Origin of the sequence: Cellulomonas sp. C5510, from assembly GCF_019797765.1 — a bacterium.
GTDB lineage: Bacteria > Actinomycetota > Actinomycetes > Actinomycetales > Cellulomonadaceae > Cellulomonas.
The window spans coordinates 90,808-110,066 of sequence record NZ_CP081863.1 but is presented as its reverse complement, the minus strand read 5'-3'; the positions used below and the strand labels follow the sequence as shown (position 1 = coordinate 110,066).

Below are 19,259 nucleotides of genomic sequence, written 5' to 3'. Positions count from 1 at the left end.
TCGGCACCGGGCAACCATGACCGGCGTCAATCAACCGCACACCCATCCGTGCACCGCCGCCGGGGCTGCTCTAGCGTGCTGGCGCAATGAAGAGCGTCACCGCCGAGTTGATCGGCGGTGACGCTTAGCTGGTCCGGCTCAGAATGCGGCCGGACGAGCCACGTAGCCTCGGCCCGCGGGCGTCCATGACCACACCCCAGTCCGCGGGGCCCGTGGGGCCGGGTGTCACGCGCATGGCGGGACGGCCCCGTCAGTTTCGCCTGGTTGCCAGTTCCTCCACCATCAGGCCCAGACCGCTACCGAGCATGAAGACGTCCCGAGCGATCCCCATGCCAGCCGGCGCTGGACGGATTCCGTCATCACGGGTGAACCCTGGCGTCTTGAGGTACACGGCCATCAATGCGGCCGAGAATCCACTTAGGCCGGCCGCGGCCACCCGGGTGGGTACCATCGGGGCTAGTAGCGCCGTGCCCAGAGCGATCTCGAAGGTCGACAACGCCTTCCCGAAGCGGACCGGGTCCATCTTCTTCAAGAACGGGAACGCGTTGGCGGCCTGGTCCCGCAGCCCCGTTGCCCCGTCGACGTGCAATGACCGCTTAGTGATTCCGGTGTTCAATATGAAGGCCCCGCTCGCCAGGCGCGGCGGGACATGGTGAAGCTTGACGCTCATAGCAATCTCTCCTGAGTTCTTGGGACGTGGGTCTACCAGCGGTTCACACGTGAGAATGCAGCGGGCAGGCTTCCGCTGATCATTGACGGGCCCGGCGGCCCGGTGCGGCCCTGATGGGTGGCGGGATGACGCCCGGGCAGTGCGCTCGCGCTTGGTCTGGGCACCGGTCGACGTCCCTGGTCGCCCTAGTGGAGGCGGGTCCTAGCTGTCCTCCGAGATAACGCTTGCGGTAACGCCGGCACCGCCGACGGTCACCAGGATGTCCTCGACGTCCAAGCGTCGGGGGTCGTAGTCGACGTCAACCCGGTGCGAGTGCAGATCGATGTGCACGGCCTGCACCCCGGAAGACGCTTCAGGTGCCGGTTGATGTCGGTGGCGCACGAGGGGCAGAAAAAATCGCCCAGGCGCAGCTGCAGGTGCGCCGCCTGTGCCATGACGCTCACTGTCCTTCTCCTTGGCGCGGCGGGCGTCAGAACGCGGCAGGCTTGGCGACGTACCCGGCCCTGCCCACAGCGGCGATCAGGTCCTCGACGCTGGCCTTGGCCGGGTCGTGGTCGACCTCGATGCGTGCCGAGGCGAACTGGACCTTCACGGCGCTGACGCCGTCCAGGCGTCCGACACGCTTCTCGATCTTCGCCACGCAGGAGGGGCAGGAGAAGCCTTCGGCGCGCAGGGTCGTGTGGGTGGTGGCGGGAGCGGTGGTGCTCATGGTGTGTTCCTTCCTTCTCTGACGAGGTCTCACCCTTCTTGGGTGCTGACTACGACGTTACGAGCGGGCCAGGAACCGAACCATGACGTGCATCAATCAACCGCAGCAGACGTGAGAGAGTCCTCGCCCCTCAGGCACTGGCGGCCACGGTGGCGAGCAGACGGTCGCCGTCCAGGATGGCGGTCCATCTGCGGCCGGAGTCGATGATGCCGTCCTTGCGGAGCTGGCTCATTACCCGGGAGACGGACTCCGGTGTCGAGCCGGTCATGCCGGCCAGGTCAGTGCGAGACAGCGGCAACTGGATCAATGTGGCACCGGAGGAGCTGTCCTGGCCGAACTTCTCGGCTAGGCGCAACAGCGTGGTCGCTACCCGCTGGGCGACGGTGGCGGTGGATTGCGCGGTGACGTCCGCACGCGCTTGCGCTAGCAGCGCGGTGACGTCGTCCACCACCCGTAGGGCGACCTCGGGGTGTTGCGTCATGACATCGCGGAAAGCGCGTGTGTCGATGCGTAACGCGCAGGTGGTGGTCAGGGCGCGAACGGTTTCGGGGTAGGTGGGCTGGCCCAGGGTGTGCATGCCTCCGAAGAGGTCGCCAGGGGCCAGGAGATCGACGACGACGTCCTGGCCGTTCGGGGTCGGGCGGGAGACCTTGGCGCGCCCGGCTGCCATGACGTAGAGATGTTCGGCCACGTCGCCGGCTGTGTAGAGCGGGTCGTCCTCAGCCCAGGACAGCGAGACCATGCGGTGGTCGATACCGACAAGATCCTCGTGGGACAGACCGGCGAAGAGCGGCACCTGGCCGAGAACCTTCATGCGTGCCGGCAATGGACAGTGATGGGGCTGGGCGCAGGTCGAGCGCAGCGGGACTCGTCGTCGGCCAGGTGCGCCGGTAGCCGAATTGACCGGGGAGGATGCACCGTGCGATGCGGCGGAGCCGGGTTCGCTGCTCACGATTGCCTCCTGAAAGTGATGCTAGATGCGCCGAGACGAATAAGCACGTGCTTCGTCTCATTATTGGTAGCCGTAATGGTCAGGCGAGCGTGTATTCGCCCGCCTCCTGCACGGCTGCCTCGATGGCCGAGCGGTTCAGCTCGACGTCGTCCTTGTGCTTGAGGATGATGCGCGCTTCGCCGTCGGGAATGATCTCGGTGGCGACGGCACCGATACCTGCCACGAGATAGAGCCTGTCCTTGATGGCCCGCGCATCCTCGGCTGTGGTCATGCCGGCGACGGTGTAGATAGTGCTGATCATGCCCTGCTCCTGTCAGATCCGGCCGTTGAACGCCTGCATCGCGGCGTCCTCACGGGTGCCGCCACGACCGTCACCGTACGCGGCGTAGTCGGTGATCCACTCGATGGACTTGATCCACTTGACCATCTTGTACCCATGGTTCGACTCCACCCGCAGCCGCAGCGGCGCGCCCAGATGCACCTCCAACGGGTGCCCGTTGCGCTCGTACGCCAGGATCGTGTCGTCCTCGGCGACCGTGTCGAGGTCCAGCACCGCGTAGAACGGTTCCCGCGGCCGGTGGTCCCACATCTCCTGGGCCAGGCCGTGGGAGGTGATCATCACGTAGTTGGCACCCTCCGGGGGAGGTCCGAGGACCTCGAGGAGGTCACGGAGCCGGACGCCGGCCCATTTGGAGGTGGCCGACCAGCCCTGCATGCAGGTGTGGACCGCGATGTACTCGGTCTTCGGGAGCTGACGCAAGTCCCCCACGCTCAGCTGCAGCGTCTTACCGCTCAGCTCACCACCGAGCTCGAGGCGCGAGTCACGGAAGCCGCTGTCCCGGTGGGCGAGCCAGGAGCCTGACCCGCTTCTCCGGACACCTGGTCCGAGGCGATGATCGTCTCGGGAAGGGAGTCTGGGATGCCTGCAGCCAAGCCGCCGGAGTTCCGGCGTCGAGCAGTGGATCTGGCCCGCTCGGGTCGGCAGCCGGTCGCGAAGGTCGCGTCCGATCTCGGGATCAGCGAGTCGTGTCTGCGCCGGTGGATGGCCCAAGACGACGTCGATGCCGGTCGCCGTGAGGGCGTGAGCTCCGACGAGCGCCGCGAGCTGGTCGAGCTGAGGCGCCGCAACCGGGTGCTGGAGATGGAGGTCGAGATCCTCAAGCGGGCCCCGGCGTACTTCGCCCGGGAGAACGTGCTCCCAAAATGAGCGCCCGGCTGGTCCAAGAGCTGGCCGCTGACGGGGTGCCCGTCGCGGCGACCTGCCGGGTCCTCGGGATCTCCCGCTCCGGGCTCTACGACGCCATGAACCGACCGCCGAGCACCCGCGCGATCGCCGACCAGGCGCTGACCGCGACGATCACGGCGATCCATCACGGCTCGCGGGCGACCTACGGCGCCCCGCGAGTCCATGCCGAGCTGCGTCTCGGGCTCGGGGTCGCCTGCGGACGCAAACGCGTCGCGAGGCTGATGCGCGCGGCCGGGTTGATAGGGGTCTGCCACCGGCGCAAACGCTGCGGGCAACGACCGCTGCCAGCACCGCACGACGACCTCGTCCAGCGGCGGTTCACCGCCGACAGCCCGGACCGATTGTGGTGCACCGACATCACCGAGCACCCGACGGGCACCGGGAAGGTCTACTGCGCCGCGGTCCTGGACGTGTTCACCCGCAAGATCGTCGGGTGGTCCATCGCGGACCACATGCGCTCGGAGCTGGTCGTCGACGCCCTGCAGATGGCGATCTGGCGGCGCCACCCCGCACCAGGGGCGATCGTGCACGCGGACCGCGGCAGCCAGTACACGTCGTGGATCTTCGGGCACCGGCTGCGCGAGGCCGGCCTGCTCGGCTCGATGGGCCGAGTCGCGTCCTCGGTCGACAACACCATGATGGAGAGCTTCTGGTCGAGCATGCAGCGCGAGCTGCTCGACCGCCACGCCTGGTCATCCCGCGAGGAGCTCGCCTCGGCGATCTTCGAGTGGATCGAGGGCTTCTACAACCCCGTCCGACGCCACTCCGGACTCGGCTACCGGTCCCCGAACGACTTCGAGGACCTGCACACCGCCGCCACCGCGGCGGCATGATCACCACACCGCAACTGTCCGGGAAACCGGGTCAGGCTCCCCTGATCACCCAGATCGAACGCGTCCAGACCATCAACGACCTCCACATCCTCACCCCAGAGCTCGTCGACGCCGCCAGAGAAGCCCTCCTCATCGGCCACTGACCGCTACCAGAAGCACGCCACCAAGCGATGCGATCCACAGCCTGAGCAGCCCACGCACGAGGGCCGCACCCCAGGCGGGGTGCGGCCCTCGTGGCGTTGGGAGATCAGGTGGTGACGGGCTCGACCCCGAGCTCGGTCAGCAGGGTCAGGATGCGGCCGCGGATCTCGTCGCGGATCGGGCGGACCGACTCGATGCCCTGCCCGGCGGGGTCGGCCAGGGCCCAGTCCTCGTACCGCTTGCCGGGGAAGATCGGGCACGCGTCGCCGCAGCCCATGGTGATGACGACATCGGACGCCTTGACCGCGTCGGTGGTCAGCACCTTGGGTCGCTCGGCGCGGATGTCGATGCCCTCCTCGAGCATCGCCTCCACTGCGACCGGATTGATCTGCTCGGCGGGCATCGACCCGGCCGAGCGGACCTCGACGGCGCCGCCGGACAGCGCCCGCAGGTAGCCCGCGGCCATCTGCGAGCGGCCGGCGTTGTGCACGCAGACGAACAGGGCGGACGGCGTGGTCTCGGTCATCTCGGTCTCCACGGAAGGTCAGGCGGTCGGCAGGGCGAGGTCGGGCAGCAGGTCGGTGAGCAGGGCGCGCACGCGGCGGTCGATCTCGTCGCGGATCGCCCGCACCCCGGTCTCGGAGGCCAGGGCAGGGTCGCCGACGACCCAGTCCTCGTAGCGCTTGCCGGGCAGGATCGGGCAGGTGTCGCCGCAGCCCATCGTGATGACGACGTCCGCGGCGCGGACTGCGTCGTCGGTCAGCGGCTTGGGGAACGCCTCGCCGTCGGCGCCGAGCTCGGCGAGCAGCGGCCGGACCGCGGCGTGCACGTCGGCGGCCGGTGCGGACCCCGCGGACCGGACGGTGATCGCGTCGCCGGCGTAGTGGCGCAGCAGGGCAGCGGCGAGCTGGGAACGGCCGGCGTTCGCGACACACACGAACAGCACCTGCGGGCGTGTGTCCGCCGCGTCCAGGGCCCGGGCGGTGTCGGTCAGGCGCTGGCGGGCGAACCGTTCGGTGTTGACCACCAGGTGCGAGCGGATCGCCGAGGACCGCGCCAGTCCGGTGTAGGACTCCCTGACGACGCTGAGGACCGCGCCGGGGTCGCGGTCGGGGAACGCCACGGCGAGGCGGTCGGCGATCCGGACCAGGGCGTCCTCGGCGTCGGTGAGCCCGGCGAGCGGGACCGCGTTCGCGGCGTCCGCGGCTGCGAGGGCGAAGGAGTCCAGCAGGGTGGTGACCGCGCCGCGCAGGGCCGGCTGTACCCGGTAGTAGACCCAGGTCCCGCGCCGCTCGGAGGTCAGCAACCCGACGTCCTTGAGCAGCTTCAGGTGGTGCGACACCGTCGGAGCGTTGACCTCGGCGACCGTGGCCAGGTCGCACACGCACGCCTCGCCGGTCGGGGAGGTCGCGATCAGCGACAGCATCCGCAGCCGCAGCGGGTCACCCAGGGCCTTCAGGGTGCCGGCGACGTGCGCCGCGGCGTCGGCGCCGATCGCGTGGTCCGCCGGTGAGGTCTGCGGCGTGCAGCCGCCGGTGGCGGTCGTGGTGGCGTCGGGGGCGGTGGTGGTCATGAGCGTGCCTCCTGCAGCTCGGCGGTGGAGGGGGAGGTCGAGGACGGGCGGAACCAGCGGTCCCTGACCCAGAGGCTGACGTAGACCAGGGCGACCAGGACCGGGACCTCGATCAGCGGGCCGACCACACCGGCCAGCGCCTGCCCCGAGGTCGCACCGAACGTCCCGATCGCCACCGCGATCGCCAGTTCGAAGTTGTTGCCTGCCGCGGTGAACGCCAGCGTCGTCGACCGCGCGTACCCCAGCCCCAAGCCCCGCCCGGTGGCCAGGCCGACGGCCCACATGACGGCGAAGTAGGCCAGGAGCGGCAGGGCGATCCGCGCGACGTCCAGCGGCCGTGACGTCACGGCCTCACCCTGCAGCGCGAACAGCAGGACGATCGTGAACAGCAGCCCGTACAGCGCCCACGGACCCACCCGCGGGACGAACCGCTCCTCGTACCACTGGCGTCCGCGGGTGCGCTCACCGATCCACCGCGAGGCGAACCCGGCCAGCAGCGGGACTCCCAGGAAGACCGCGACGTTGACAGCGATCTGCCCGACCGAGACTTCCAGGCCGGCGGAGTCCAGGCCGAGCCAGCCCGGCAGCACGCTCAGGTAGAACCAGCCCAGCAGCGAGAACGCCACCACCTGGAACACCGAGTTGATCGCGACCAGCACCGCAGCCGCCTCCCGGTCACCGCAGGCCAGGTCGTTCCAGATCACCACCATCGCGATGCACCGCGCCAGGCCCACGACGATCAGGCCCGTGCGGTACTCCGGCAGGTCGGGCAGGAACACCCAGGCCAGGGCAAACATCAGCGCGGGGCCGACGACCCAGTTCAACGCGAGCGAGCTCCCCAGCAGCCGCTTGTCCCCGGTCACCGCAGCGACCCGGTCGTAGCGGACCCTCGCCAGCACCGGGTACATCATCACCAGCAGACCGAGCGCGATCGGCAGCGAGATGCCCCCCAGCTCCAGATCAGCCAGCGCGCCTCCGAGAGCCGGGACGAACCGGCCCACCGCGAGGCCCGCGACCATGGCCAGCCCGATCCACACGGGCAGCCACCGGTCCAGGTTCGACAGTCGCCGGGTCGAGCTGGGCGGGACCTGATTTGGCATGTGGCTACTTTGACACATGTCGAATCAATCCCCACGCGCATCGTCGCCGACGCGCACCATCACGGCGGTGGCGGCGAGATGACCAGGTCGAGAGTGGCGCACCGGCCGGCCAAGGCGTCTCCCGGCGTCGTCGGGCCTACGGATCGGTGGGCGTGCATGCACGCGCACCGCACATGCGCGCTTGCGCACTACTGCAACCGTGCAAAGATGCTCGAGTGCTGACAGCTCTTGCCGTCCCGACGTACCGCCGCCTGTTCTCCGCGCAGGTGATCTCCCTGGCGGGGACCGGTCTGACGACGGTGGCCCTGGGCCTGCTCGCCTACGACCTCGCGGGCGCCCGGGCGGGGCTGGTGCTGGGCACGGTGTTCGCGATCAAGATGCTGGCGTACGTCACGGTCGCGCCGGTGGCGGCCGCCGTGGTGCACGCGGCGCCCCCTCGGGCCGTGCTGGTCGCCGCGGACCTGGTGCGCGTCGTGGTGGTCCTCGGCCTGCCGCTGGTGTCGTCCGTGTGGCAGGTCTACGTCCTGGTCCTGGTCCTGCAGGCGGCGTCGGCGGTGCACACCCCGGCCTACCAGGCCGCGCTGCCGCAGGTGCTGCAGGACGAGCGCCGGTACACCGAGGCGCTGTCGCTGTCCCGGATGAGCGAGGACCTGGAGATGGTCCTGTCACCGCTCCTCGCTGCGGGGCTGCTGCTCGTCGTGCCGAGCTCTGACCTGTTCGTCGGCACGGCGGTCGGGTTCGCGGTGTCCGCGCTGCTCGTCGCCCGTCTGCGACTGGGCCGGCCCGTCGTTCTGGCGGACGACGTCGCGCCCTTCACCGAGCGTGCGCGCCGGGGCATCGCGCAGATGCTCCGGACGCCGGCCCTGCGGGCCGTGCTCGCGCTGAACATGGCGGTCGCGGCCGGGGGAGCGTTCGTGCTGGTGCAGTACGTCGTCGTCGCGAGGGAGACCTACAGCCGAGGCGAGGGCGCGGCGGCGCTGCTGATGGCCGCGCTCGGGGCGGGATCGATCATCGTGGCGCTGCTCCTTCCGCGGGCGCTCGAGGCGCTGCCGGAGCGCGCGCTGATGCTGAGGGGTGGCGGGCTGCTCGTCGTGGCCACGGCAGCGGTCGCGGCGGCGGTGCAAATCCGGGGGACCGGGGGACTGGTCCTGGTGGGCGCCCTGTTCCTGCTCGTCGGGGCGGGGTGGGCAGCCGCGGAGACGCCGGTGGGACGCATCATCACGCGCACCACCCAGGAGCAGGACCAGCCCGCGGTGTTCGCCGCGCAGTTCTCGCTGTCCCACGCGTGCTGGCTCATCACCTACCCACTGGCCGGCTGGATCGGCAGCCGAGGGCTCGGGACCGCGGCGCTCGTCCTGGCCGCACTCAGTGCAGCCGCTCTGCTGGCGACCGCCGCGCTGTGGCCGGCCCAGGATCGCGCCGCGCGCGTGGCAGGCTGAGCACGTGAGCGCCGAGACCACCCGGGCGGCCGTCCCTGACGCCGAGCTCGACACCGCCGTCGAGGTGCTGCGCCTGCTCGCCGACCGGACCCGGCTGGCGATCCTCGCGCTGCTCCACGACGGCGAGCTCTCCGTCGGGGCCATCGCCGACCGGCTCGCACGGCCGGTGCCCGGCGTGTCCCAGCACCTCGCCAAGCTCCGAGCCGGCCGCCTGGTCGCCACACGCCGCGACGGCGCCACCGTGTACTACCGACTGACCAACGAGCACATCGACGCGCTCGTCCTCAACGTCCTCCACCAGGCCGAGCACCTCCGCTACGACACCCCACCGCACCACCTCTGACCAGCCGACGCGGCAGGGGGGGTGCGGCATCGTCGCAGGTCAGAGGGATACGCAGACTACAAACGGACATAATGTTGATTATCGGACAACGAGTAGGACGAGTAGCGACGAGATGAGAGAACTCGTCTCACCGTGCGACGCAGCGTCTCCGCAGTTCAGTCGCCACGTCGAGGGCGCCTCGATGCGGCGGCATCACTGGAGGGTCATGACGTTGCACCAGTTCAGCATCCGGTTCTCTCATCAGATGAGAGTTTCTCGCGTAGACGTAGGCCGCACGCGGAACCTGCGGGCGCCGAACCGAGTCGAGCGCCGACCCCGCGTGAGGCACTCGGTCTCTTCGGCCTAGTCGGTCTTCATCGGTAGCATCGCGCGGATTGGTGAGAGCAACGCCTCAACCTCGTTGGACCGTAGTTGCGCCCACAGCCCGATGAAGGCGTTCGCGACTACCAGTTCAGCTGTCAAGTCGAGCTTCTCGCCAATCTGGCGAAAAATGGTGTGGCGGTCATGATTCGTCAGACCTGTCTCGGCAACCACAGCCTTTACCCGGCCCTGCTGGTCGATCGGCAGATTCAGTGCGGCGGTCAGCTTGGCCGCAAGATTGTCCAAGTCGCCCATCACCGTATCATAAATGTGCGCCTCAGGGTCGTCGTCTCCTGGGAGCGCAAAGATCAGCGAAGCTGGATCGATCTTATCGGACTTATCTCCGTCGAGAAATACGACACTCGGAACCGGCGCAGTCGGGTCCACCTTCCGGGTGTGCTGTACCTTAATGGCCTGCTCGGCTCCGCCTAGTCCGTGGATTGCCACGGCTGCAATGTCGACGCCGTAGTGGCGCAGGGCTGCCGCAATCACTAGCTCTGCGAGCGAATCTTCCACAAAGAAGGCGATGCGAGCGGGAATTGTTCCTGTAATCGCCCGGAGCGCCTCGATGTTCAAGGCCCCTTGCACTACCTCGCCGTCAAAAGCGGCCCACACGGCACCTGGCGGGAGCGCCTCGATGGCCTCGGATGAGTGGGTCGTGAAGATCACTTGGCACTTCTTGCGGATCGCGATCTTGAGCAGGTAGTCCACCAGTCGCCTGGTCGCGACTGGGTGTAGGCCGTTCTCGATCAGGATCAGACTGTTATCGGGTGCAGCCTCAATCCCTGACACAATTCGGATTATGCTTGCCTGACCGGCTCCAAAGTGAAATTCCGTGTACGATGTTCCAGAACCGCTATCTTGTGCGGTGTAGAGGGTGGCTCGTGTGGTTACGTCGAGTTCCGAGTAGCCACCCACGGCTTTTCCGAGGATGGATTGCGTGGCCTCGATTACTGATGCCGGGAGTTTCGTCTCGCTTACGGCTTTAAACCGACTCCCCCGGGCAAGTCGAAGGTCTGACCGCTCGGTAGCCGGAACTGTGCGCGTTACGCCGAATACGAGCACGTCGCGAACGAATGGCTTTCGGTTCCACTTGGAGGTGGGGAAGTTTACGCTGCGTCGCACCTCCGAAGCCGAACCGATCGCTTTGTCTATGACGCCGTGTTCGATCGACCACTTGACCATGCTCGAATCGTAGCGCCCGCTCTTGGCGAAGAATCGCTCCGGCTTGACGTCCTTGTATGCGAGAGCGGCCGCGCCCAGGATAGTGGACTTGCCGCCGCCATTTGGTCCAATGAGTGCCGTGACCGGAAAGTCGAAGCGCACCTCTTTGTCCACAAAACCGCGCACCTTGCGGAGGACCACACGCCGCAGGTACTTCGAATAGGATTGCTTGGCAACCTTGTCAGCGAGGCTCTGCAGACTATTTGGGCTGATCTCGGTCATGTGGCCGAGCGTAGTGCTGACTACGCCGGCGCACGCCCAAACCAGGACGTCGCACGCCGACAATCTCTCGCGCCTGTCCCGAGACGTACTCGTCTCATCGCGACACGTCGCTGTACCAGTCGCTGGTGCCTCGCAGCACGGCACCTGCCATAGCCCTCTACCGTCGGTTCCGACGAGAGGGGCAAGACCGATGAGCAACGACACGACAGCCAGCGACGGCGGCCACGTGCTCAACGCGCTCGCGCGCATCGTGCGCGGCACCGAAGGCAACATGGGGGCCGGCTGGAACGCCAGGATCGCGGACCGGCTGGACGCCGCCGCCGACGAGATCTTCCAGCTGGCCGGGCTGCGCGGCGAGAGCCTAGCGGCCGCGCGGGGCTACGTCGGCGACGAGTGGGTGACCGACCTGCTGAACTGCCTGTACCCAGGTCCCGAGTTGGCGGCCAGGCGCGACAAGATCACGTGACGGCCGCGATGCCGGCGTGCGAGGTCGACCCGCCCGCGCGAGACTTCCGACGTCGACGAAGGGAGTGACCGTGAGCGACGGCAACGGGGTGCACACCGTCCACCGGGACGATTCATGGCTCAACGAGATCGGCGGGTCACAAGTGGGCTCGACCCACTCAACTAAGGACCCCGCCGTGGCCGAAGGGCGGCAGCTCGCGATCGAGCGCGGCCTGGAGCACCACATCCATGGTCTCGACGGCCTGGTGCACGAGAAGAACTCGTACGGGAACGATCCAAGGAACATCCCCGGCTAGAACAACCCCCGGCCGCGGCGGCTGGCTGCTCCTGGTGGCCGGGGGCCATCTACAGTGTGCCGCGCGAGGCCGCGACGAGCCTCGACACCGGCGTCTGTGCGATGGCCTCGATGCACGCCCTGGGGGCTGCGGGGTACACGTTCGCGTGGCACCCGTCGCAGCAGCCGGCGGCGAACCGACGCCCACAGATGTACGGCGTCGACGTCGCTGACGGCACGCCAGGCTTCGGGGAGGACTCAGCGCGGAGCTGAGACCTCGTCAACCGGCAGGTCCGCTCGAGCACTTGGCGGCGTCCCATATTGATGACCGTCGGTACTCCGGCACCGAGGGCGCCGACTTGGCTCGGCTCTTGTCAACGTGGCCGCAGATCCAGTCGACGCAGGAGCTGAGCGTTCAGGGCGACGACGATCGTGGACACGGACATGAGGATGGCCCCGACGGACATCGGCATGACGAAACCGATGGGTGCGAGCACGCCGGCAAGCGGCACAGCGATGAGGTTGTAGCCAGCGGCCCACCACAGGTTCTGCTTCATCTTGCGGTAGCTGGCAGTGGACAGATCGATGACCGAGACGACGGACCGAGGGTCGTCGCTGGCGAGGATCACGCCGGCGGAGGCGATCGCGACATCGGTGCCGGCGCCGATGGCGATGCCGACATCGGCCTGCGCGAGGGCGGGGGCGTCGTTGACGCCGTCGCCGACCATCGCCACGGTGCCTCCCTCGCGCTGGAGCTCGGCGACCTTGGCGGACTTGTCCTCGGGCCGGACACCGGCGAAGACCCGGTCGATGCCGATCTCGGCGGCGACGGTGCGGGCGACGGCCTCCGCGTCGCCAGTGATCATCACGACGTCGACGTCGCGGTCGTGGAGCTGCCGGATTGCGGCCCGGGACTCCTCGCGGATCTCGTCGGCGAGCTTCAGAGCCCCGGCCGGGCGGCCGTCGACGAGCACATGCAGAATGATCGCTCCTTCGCTGCGCCATTGGTCGATGCCATCGAGCTCGTCGACACCGCTCTGGTGCAGCAGGCTGGGGCCTCCGACCTCGACGGTCCGGCCGCCGACGCGGGCGCGGACGCCGACCGCTGGGGACGAGGTGAACTCGGCGGCGGCCGGCACGTGCAGGTCGCTCGCGGCCGAGACGATCGCCTGCGCGAGCGGGTGCTCGCTGTCGGCCTCGGCGGCCGCGGCCAGCGCCAGAACCTCGTCGCGGTCGAAACCGGGGGTGGGCCGCACGTCGGTCACGGTCGGCTGGCCCTTGGTTAGGGTGCCGGTCTTGTCGAACACCACGGTGCTGACCGTGCGCATGCTCTCCAGGGCCAGGCGGTCCTTGACGAGGATGCCGCCGCGGGCGGCGCGCTCGGTGGCGATGGACACCACGAGGGGGATCGCCAGGCCGAGGGCGTGGGGGCAGGCGATCACCAGGACGGTGATGGTGCGGATCACGGCAGCGTCGGGCTGGCCGGCGATCGACCAGACGACGGCGGTGACGGCGGCCGCACCGAGGGCGAACCAGAACAGCAGCGCGGCTGCCGTGTCCGCCAGTCGCTGCGCGCGCGAGGTCGAGTTCTGCGCTTCGAGCACGAGCCTGCGGATGCCGGCCAGCGCGGTGTCGTCTCCGACGGCGGTCACCCGCAGCCGTAGGGCGGAGTCGGTGGCGACGGTGCCGGCGACAACCCGGTCCCCGGCGGAGCGCCGCACGGTGCGGGACTCACCGGTGACCATCGACTCGTCCATCTCGGCGGCGCCGTCGATGATCGCGCCGTCTGCGGGAACCCTGGCTCCGGGTCGCACGAGCACCACGTCGTCGACCGCGAGGTCGGACGGGGCGACCCGGACCACGTCGTTGCCCTCGACGCGCTCGGCCTCGTCGGGCAGCAGAGCGGCCAGGGAGTCGAGAGCGGAGGTCGTCTGAGCGAGCGAGCGCATCTCGATCCAGTGCCCGAGCAGCATGATCACGATGAGAAGCGCGAGCTCCCACCAGAAGTCGAGTCCGTGGGCGACGACACCCAGGGTCGCGAGCCACGACGCGACGAACGCCACGGTGATCGCCAACGCGACGAGCAGCATCATCCCGGGGCGCTTGGCGCGCAGCTCCTGGGCGGCACCGGTCAGGAACGGCGCGCCGCCCCAAGTGAACATGACCGTGCCGAGCACGGGCGAGACCCACGCCACCCAGGTTGCGTCGGGCAGCTCGTAGCCCAGGAGCATCGCGAACATGGCGCTGGCGGCGACGACCGGGACCGCGAGCACGAGCATGACCCAGAACAGGCGGCGGAACCGGTCGACGTGACCGGCATGGCTGCCGTGGCCTGTATGCCCCTCGTGGCCACCGTGCGCGTCCTGGTGGTCAGGCGGCACCGCTGCAGTCACGGTCGCGGGGTGCCCATGGTGCTCCTGCGTCGTCTGCCCGTCGGGCGTGTGCCCTCCATGTCCGTGGTGTGAACCGCCCCGGGTTCAGTGGAGGCTCGGTTCTCTGGTCTCCAGCGTCGTTGACGTGTGGTTCTGACGGTAGTGGTTCGTCTCGTGCTCGGCTGGCGGGATGTCGCCGAGCTCGGTGTGCAGGCGGCGGTTGTTGAACCAGTCGACCCATTCCAGGGTCGCGATCTCGACGTCGTCCAGGGTCCGCCAGGGCCCGCGGCGGCGGATCAGCTCGGTCTTGAACAGCCCGATCGTGGACTCGGCCAGGGCGTTGTCGTAGGCGTCCGCGACCGTGCCGATCGAAGCCCGGATGCCGTGTGCGGCGTGGCGCTCGGTCAGCGCCAGCGAGACGTACTGGGACCCGGCGTCGCTGTGATGGATCAGCCCGGTCAGGTCCGTCACGCCGGTGCGGCCGCGTGCCCAGGTGGCCATCTCCAAGGTGTCGGTGACCAGGGCCGCGCGCATGTTCGTGTCGGCCTTCCAGCCCACGATCATCCTCGAGAACACGTCGATCACGAACGCGACGTAGACGAACCCCGACCACGCGCGGACGTAGGTGAAGTCCGCGACCCACAACTGGTTCGGTGCGGTCGCGGTGAACGCCCGGTTGACCAGATCACCGGCCCGGACCCCGTCCTTGCCCGGGATCGTCGTGCGCTTGGCTCGACCGCGGACCGCTCCGCGCAGGTCAGCAGCCCGCATGAGCCGCTCGACCGGGCAGCGCCCGACCGAATGCCCGAGTCGGTGCAGGTGCTTCCACATCTTCCGCGCGCCGTAGACGCCGTAGTTCGCGGCGTGCTCGACCGTGATCACCTCGCTCAGCGCGGCGTCGGTGACCGACCGGGCCGAGGGCGGGCGGGCCTTGGCGGAGTAGTACGTGCTCGGGGCGACCTGCAGCTGGACGCAGATCGGCTCGACCCCGAACTCGGCACGGTGGGCGTCGATGAACGCGACTACCTGGGTGACGGGCGGTCGAGCTCCGCCGCGAAGAAAGCCGACGCGCTACGCAGGATCGCGTTCGCCCGCCGCAGCTCCCGGTTCTCCCGCTCCAGCTCGGCCAGCCGCTGCGCGTCGCTCGTGGTGGTCCCGGGCCGGTCGCCCGCGTCGATCTCGACCTGATTCACCCACCCACGCAGCGTCTCGGGATTGATCCCGAGCTGCTCACCGATCCGCCGGCACGCCGCCGGACGGGTCACCGGGTCCCTCTTCGCGTCCAGCACGAGCCGGACCGCGCGCTCACGCAGCTCGTCGGGGTACTTCCTCGGTGCAGCCATGACCCTCATCCTCCGTGGATTGAGAGCCTCCATGGAACCCGGGGCGGTTCAGTGGGCCGTACTCGGTGCATCGACGGGCCCGTGCCCGGTGTGGTCCTCGAGGCTCATCGCGGTGGTCCTCTCTCGTGATCCGACCCGGAGTGGGGCTTCGCCCGCTCAAACGGCATACCCCCCGAGGGTATTCCGACTCCACGATGCATGTGTCTCGTCCTTGCGGTTCGCGGTCTGCGGTCTGCGGGATCGTCGGGTGACGAACCGCGCTCCAGGCACGCTCTCGGGTGTCAGGCGCGAAGCAGGCGGGCGATCGCCTGCGATACCTCGTCGACACGCTCGTCCTGCACGTCTGCGGACGCCTGCGCGGCTTGCGAGAGGCAGTGACGGATGTGGTCGTCGAGGAGTTGACGCGCGACTGCCTGGAGGGCACCGGATGCGGCGGCGATCTGCGTGAGCACGTCGATGCAGTACGAACCGCTCTCGATCATGGTCGCGACGCCGCGCACTTGCCCTTCGAGGCGGCGCAGGCGCCGGAGAACGGCCTCGTCTTCAGCCGTGGTCCTCATGGCGGCCTCCCGTCGGGGTATCGCCCGGCGCACACTGTGCGCCGGCGCGGGGGTCTCGTCCGCGCGTGTGCACGGCAACTCCTCCGCTGCGCGCGGGGGAACCGACTCGGCAGCAACGCTATGGGCTGGCCGTCGAGGCGCGCTCACGATGCGGTCAAGGTCTGATGAACGCGGTCGGGCGCGGGCTACCGCAGGAGCTCGACGTTGAGCTGCTGGCGGACCGCGAGCAAGGCGAGCAGCAGTGTCGTGATCAGCCCCGCAGCGGCACGCGCAGGCCGGCGGTCGGCGAGGTCGAGCCCGAGCCATCTGCTGGTCGCGGTGCCGGCGCACCACCGCAGCACAGCCAGCGCGGCCCCGGTCATCAGGATCGGGCCGAGCGGGTTGTATTTCCATGCTGCTGCGAGATCGCCCATCGCGGCGAGCCGCACGGACCGCGTTCCGCCGCACAGGGGGTCCATGACAGAAAACCAGCGGTGCAGCGGCCCGTGAAGGTCCACCGGCGGCAGGCCCAGCCAGGCCATCAGCCCTGCGGCCACTAGACCGAGCGCTGCGACGGGCGCGAGCGCCGGCCACCGGTCTCGCTCGTCGAGGCTGACGGTGATCCACGAGCGCGACGCCGGCGGGGTGGCGACGTGGGTCGGGCCGGGTGGCTGCCGCGGCGGGCGCCGGTCGCGCCGTCTCATGTCGCCGTGATGCTGGTCATCATCCCGGCGTCCTCGTGATCGAGGATGTGGCAGTGGACCATCCAGGTCCCGGGCTGCTCGAAGGTCACGGCGACGTCGACGTAGCTGTCCGGTGGCACCGCCACGGTGTCCTTCCACACTTCCCGCTCGAGGGCCTGGCCGTCGGTGGATAGCACCCGGAAGTGCGCGCCGTGCACGTGCATCGGGTGGTCCATTCGGTGCTGCCCGGCGTTGCGGAAACGCACGAGGTAGGTGCGCCCGACCTGCACGTCGAACGTCTCAGCGTCGGGGAAGACGTCGCCGTTGATCGTCCAGGCCATGCCCATGCCTGCGGACATCGTCATCGCGTCGGCGAGCACCATCTCGATGTCCGGTTCGCGGCTCAGCAGGTCGGGGTCGAGGTCGCTGGGTGCGGGCGGGATGAAGGGCGAGACGGCCGCGGGAGCGTCCGAGGCGGTGTAGTGGACGGGGATGGTCATTCCGTTGTCGCGCTCGTTGGTGATCGACAAGCCCGACCCCAGGTGGCCGACCGGGGCGACCTCGACGTCGTAGCGCTCGCCTGGGGCGATGCTGAGCCGGCGGGTGTTGTAGGGCTCGACGAGGGGTGCGCCGTCGGTGTGGGTGACGCGCACGTCGAGTGGGAACGTCAGGTCCTGGGTCTTGGCGGTCGAGGCGTTCACCAGCCGGAGCTTGGCGATCTGCCCGCCGGTGATGCTGATCGGCTCGATGTCCTGGCCGGTGCGGCCGTTGACGGTGTCGACGTCGCCGACGACCTCCATGTGACCGGTGGTGCGATCCACGACCCAGTCGTCGAGCACGAGGACCTGGTCGAGGTCGTAGCGCGCGTCCGCGGGTTCGCGGACGATGAACGGTGCATACATGCCGCGATCGACCTGGTCGCGCACCGGTCGTTCGTGTGAGTGGTACCAGTACGTTCCTGGGCGGGCAGCGGTGAACTCGTACCGGTGCTCTCGTCCGGGGTCGATCAGGATGCCTGGACCGTCCTGGTCGGCGGGCACGCTCATCCCGTGCCAGTGGATGTTGGTCGCGGTGTCGGTCGAGTTCGTGACGTCGATCTGCAGCCGCTGCCCTACGTCGACGACGATCGGCACCCCGGCCCCGTGGACGACTTCGCTTGCAGCGTCCGCGTAGAGATACCGTTCGACGGACCGACCACCCAGCGTCATCTCTGCGGTGGTGATGTCGAGGTCGACGACCCCCTGCGTGGTCGCTCCGGTGATGTCGTACCGGTCGACCGCGGGGAGATCGATGCTCTCCTGGACCGCGGTGTCTGCGGCGGGAGCCAGCGCACGGCTGACCGCGAACGCAGCACCGCCCGCGGCCAGGACGACGGCGGTCGTTGCGACGACGACAGGACGACGGCGGATCATGCTCGGGGTGCTCCTCAGGCGATCGATCCGGGGTCTGGGGACCCCTCGGCTCCCGTCTAGCGTCGCTTGTGTAGATCAAGCCGCTTCAGCGGCTTCCATGAAGTTTCGCTGAAGTTCCCGACGAGGCGGTGCGTGCGTCCACGACACACCGTGCGCGAGACGAACGCTCGCGACCAGCGACTTCGCCCGCCCTGCGGGGCGCCGTGCGGCGGTCTCGAGACCTGTTCGCACGCCAGGATTGCGCCGGTGGGCGATGACAGCACCGCATGGGCTGCCTAGCATCGTCGCGACCCAGGCGCCGACTGGGTGGGTCGAGCAGAACGCCGAGTCCTGCCGCTGCTCGACGACCCGCAGACCGCACGGGCAGGAGCGGGGGAACCAGGATGGACGGGCACGTCGTGCCCTTGGGGTGAAGCCGGTCTCGATGGACCGGCCGGGCTGCTCCGGCCCGAACCCGACAGCTCACCTCGCAGGCGGCAGGAGTCGTCGATGCCCGCACGCCCCTTCGCCCGAGCGCGCCACCGCGCGGCCGGGCGCAGCCGAACGCCCCTGACCGACGCACAGGCCGTGGCCGCCTCCGGTCTGTCTGCCGCCGGGCGCCGCACCGGAGCTGCCGTGGCGACGTCGGGCATGGTCGTCTCCCTGGTGGCAGCCCCGGCGTCCGCGGCGGTGCCCTCCCATCACGAGAGCCGGATCGCGCTGCTGGACACTGCACGACTCACGTCGGCGGCCAGAGCGGTGATCGAGTCCGGGCCGGTCGTCGCGACTCCGGCCGAGGCGACCTGGACGTTCGACAATCCCGTTGCTACGGCGGTAACGCCACCGCCGGCCCCCGAGCCGGAGCCGGAGCCGCAGCCCGAGCAGGCCCCGGCTGCGACTCGCAGCACGGCCCGGGACGAGACGCCTGCACCGTCGCCCGGGATCGGGGCGCCCGCGCCGGCCAGCGCGAACGGCAGCGCGATCGTCGAGGCAGCATCGAGCCTCGTGGGGGTGCCCTACGTGTGGGGCGGCACCACGCCCAGCGGCTTCGACTGCTCGGGGTTCACCTCGTACGTGTACGCGCAGGTCGGGGTGACGCTGCCGCGGACGTCCGCGCAGCAGCGGTACGCGGGGGTCGAGGTGCCGCGGGACCAGGCTCAGCCCGGCGACCTGATCTGGTCGCCGGGGCACATCTCGATCTACGCCGGCGGGAACCTGCAGGTCGATGCGCCGGTTCCGGGCAAGGCCGTGCAGATCCGCGAGATCTGGCAGACCTCGCCGGTGTTCATCCGGGTCGGCTGACGCCAGCGCTGTGCGGCGTCGCGGTCGCGCCGTACAGCGCTGTGCCGACGGGCGGCGTGGAGGTGCACCGTCGGGAGC

The 19,259-nt window shown here is 69.3% G+C and carries 20 protein-coding genes, 1 pseudogene, 1 riboswitch and 1 other annotated feature; of the genes and pseudogenes, 7 read left to right on the top strand and 14 right to left on the bottom strand.

Features of this window, described 5'->3' with window-relative positions; all coding sequences use genetic code 11:
* Window positions 1–250: 250 nt before the first annotated feature.
* The 5 genes from K5O09_RS19010 to K5O09_RS18990 form a co-directional block, all read right to left on the bottom strand.
* Complete coding sequence (locus K5O09_RS19010; protein WP_168631480.1) at window positions 251–670, bottom strand: hypothetical protein; 420 nt, start codon at window positions 668–670, stop codon at window positions 251–253.
* A 469-nt stretch (window positions 671–1,139) separates the two neighbouring features.
* The gene (locus tag K5O09_RS19005) at window positions 1,140–1,379 is read right to left on the bottom strand and encodes a heavy-metal-associated domain-containing protein (RefSeq protein WP_168631481.1); all 240 of its coding nucleotides are present in this window, start codon (window positions 1,377–1,379) and stop codon (window positions 1,140–1,142) included.
* Window positions 1,380–1,509: 130 nt separating this feature from the next.
* Complete coding sequence (locus K5O09_RS19000; RefSeq protein ID WP_168631526.1) at window positions 1,510–2,193, bottom strand: Crp/Fnr family transcriptional regulator; 684 nt, start codon at window positions 2,191–2,193, stop codon at window positions 1,510–1,512.
* A gap of 217 nt (window positions 2,194–2,410) precedes the next feature.
* Window positions 2,411–2,632, bottom strand: coding sequence for a hypothetical protein (locus K5O09_RS18995; protein ID WP_168631482.1), 222 nt, complete (start codon window positions 2,630–2,632; stop codon window positions 2,411–2,413).
* A gap of 12 nt (window positions 2,633–2,644) precedes the next feature.
* On the bottom strand, window positions 2,645–3,295 hold the full coding sequence (locus tag K5O09_RS18990) for a molybdopterin-dependent oxidoreductase (RefSeq protein ID WP_255596442.1): 651 nt from the start codon (window positions 3,293–3,295) through the stop codon (window positions 2,645–2,647).
* Between K5O09_RS18990 and K5O09_RS18985 the strand changes: the two are divergent.
* Window positions 3,251–4,410: pseudogene (locus tag K5O09_RS18985) on the top strand (IS3 family transposase). The gene K5O09_RS18990 and the pseudogene K5O09_RS18985 overlap by 45 nt on opposite strands.
* Window positions 4,407–4,553, top strand: coding sequence for a hypothetical protein (locus K5O09_RS18980; RefSeq protein ID WP_239073680.1), 147 nt, complete (start codon window positions 4,407–4,409; stop codon window positions 4,551–4,553). The pseudogene K5O09_RS18985 and the gene K5O09_RS18980 overlap by 4 nt, the downstream one beginning before the upstream one ends.
* Window positions 4,554–4,657: 104 nt before the next feature.
* On the opposite strand, the gene K5O09_RS18975 is transcribed toward K5O09_RS18980, so the two are convergent.
* The 3 genes from K5O09_RS18975 to arsB are packed head-to-tail and all read right to left on the bottom strand — an operon-like array spanning window position 4,658 to window position 7,224.
* Window positions 4,658–5,077 carry an arsenate reductase ArsC gene (locus K5O09_RS18975; RefSeq protein ID WP_168631486.1) on the bottom strand — a complete coding sequence of 140 codons (420 nt, stop codon included), beginning with the start codon at window positions 5,075–5,077 and terminating at the stop codon, window positions 4,658–4,660.
* A gap of 18 nt (window positions 5,078–5,095) precedes the next feature.
* Window positions 5,096–6,124 carry a metalloregulator ArsR/SmtB family transcription factor gene (locus K5O09_RS18970; protein ID WP_222172923.1) on the bottom strand — a complete coding sequence of 343 codons (1,029 nt, stop codon included), beginning with the start codon at window positions 6,122–6,124 and terminating at the stop codon, window positions 5,096–5,098.
* Window positions 6,121–7,224, bottom strand: a complete 1,104-nt coding sequence (gene arsB, locus K5O09_RS18965; RefSeq protein ID WP_168631488.1) for an ACR3 family arsenite efflux transporter — start codon at window positions 7,222–7,224, stop codon at window positions 6,121–6,123. The genes K5O09_RS18970 and arsB overlap by 4 nt, the downstream gene beginning before the upstream one ends.
* 215 nt (window positions 7,225–7,439) lie before the next feature.
* Between arsB and K5O09_RS18960 the strand changes: the two genes are divergently transcribed.
* Window positions 7,440–8,663, top strand: coding sequence for an MFS transporter (locus K5O09_RS18960; protein WP_255596439.1), 1,224 nt, complete (start codon window positions 7,440–7,442; stop codon window positions 8,661–8,663).
* A gap of 4 nt (window positions 8,664–8,667) precedes the next feature.
* Complete coding sequence (locus K5O09_RS18955) at window positions 8,668–9,006, top strand: metalloregulator ArsR/SmtB family transcription factor (protein WP_168631489.1); 339 nt, start codon at window positions 8,668–8,670, stop codon at window positions 9,004–9,006.
* Between the two features lie 342 nt (window positions 9,007–9,348).
* Here the strand turns inward: K5O09_RS18955 and K5O09_RS18950 are convergent, their stop codons facing one another.
* Entirely contained in the window at window positions 9,349–10,812 is a 1,464-nt protein-coding gene (locus tag K5O09_RS18950; protein WP_168631490.1) for an ATP-dependent endonuclease, read from the bottom strand.
* A gap of 190 nt (window positions 10,813–11,002) precedes the next feature.
* Between K5O09_RS18950 and K5O09_RS18945 the strand changes: the two genes are divergently transcribed.
* Entirely contained in the window at window positions 11,003–11,278 is a 276-nt protein-coding gene (locus K5O09_RS18945; protein WP_168631491.1) for a hypothetical protein, read from the top strand.
* A gap of 70 nt (window positions 11,279–11,348) precedes the next feature.
* Window positions 11,349–11,573, top strand: a complete 225-nt coding sequence (locus tag K5O09_RS18940; protein ID WP_168631492.1) for a DUF2188 domain-containing protein — start codon at window positions 11,349–11,351, stop codon at window positions 11,571–11,573.
* Between the two features lie 352 nt (window positions 11,574–11,925).
* Here the strand turns inward: K5O09_RS18940 and K5O09_RS18935 are convergent, their stop codons facing one another.
* From K5O09_RS18935 to K5O09_RS18915, 5 genes are all read right to left on the bottom strand, one after another.
* The gene (locus tag K5O09_RS18935) at window positions 11,926–13,932 is read right to left on the bottom strand and encodes a heavy metal translocating P-type ATPase (protein WP_255596438.1); all 2,007 of its coding nucleotides are present in this window, start codon (window positions 13,930–13,932) and stop codon (window positions 11,926–11,928) included.
* A gap of 96 nt (window positions 13,933–14,028) precedes the next feature.
* A protein-coding gene (locus K5O09_RS18930) for an IS3 family transposase (protein ID WP_239073683.1) occupies window positions 14,029–15,266 on the bottom strand; the annotation gives its coding sequence in 2 pieces (ribosomal slippage) (window positions 14,029–14,987 and window positions 14,987–15,266; 1,239 coding nt in all).
* Window positions 14,875–14,988, bottom strand: a sequence feature (AL1L pseudoknot). Its footprint overlaps the gene before it by 114 nt.
* 281 nt (window positions 15,267–15,547) lie before the next feature.
* Window positions 15,548–15,826: a metal-sensitive transcriptional regulator gene (locus tag K5O09_RS18925; RefSeq protein WP_168631493.1), complete on the bottom strand. Its 279-nt coding sequence runs from the start codon at window positions 15,824–15,826 to the stop codon at window positions 15,548–15,550.
* Window positions 15,827–16,011: 185 nt separating this feature from the next.
* Complete coding sequence (locus K5O09_RS18920) at window positions 16,012–16,509, bottom strand: DUF2752 domain-containing protein (protein WP_168631494.1); 498 nt, start codon at window positions 16,507–16,509, stop codon at window positions 16,012–16,014.
* Entirely contained in the window at window positions 16,506–17,900 is a 1,395-nt protein-coding gene (locus tag K5O09_RS18915; protein WP_168631495.1) for a multicopper oxidase family protein, read from the bottom strand. Before K5O09_RS18915 ends, K5O09_RS18920 begins: the two co-directional genes overlap by 4 nt.
* A 311-nt stretch (window positions 17,901–18,211) precedes the next feature.
* Window positions 18,212–18,390: riboswitch (cyclic di-AMP (ydaO/yuaA leader) on the top strand.
* Between the two features lie 77 nt (window positions 18,391–18,467).
* Here K5O09_RS18915 and K5O09_RS18910 point away from each other — a divergent pair.
* Entirely contained in the window at window positions 18,468–19,181 is a 714-nt protein-coding gene (locus K5O09_RS18910; protein WP_255596437.1) for a C40 family peptidase, read from the top strand.
* The last annotated feature ends 78 nt before the right edge of the window (window positions 19,182–19,259 follow it).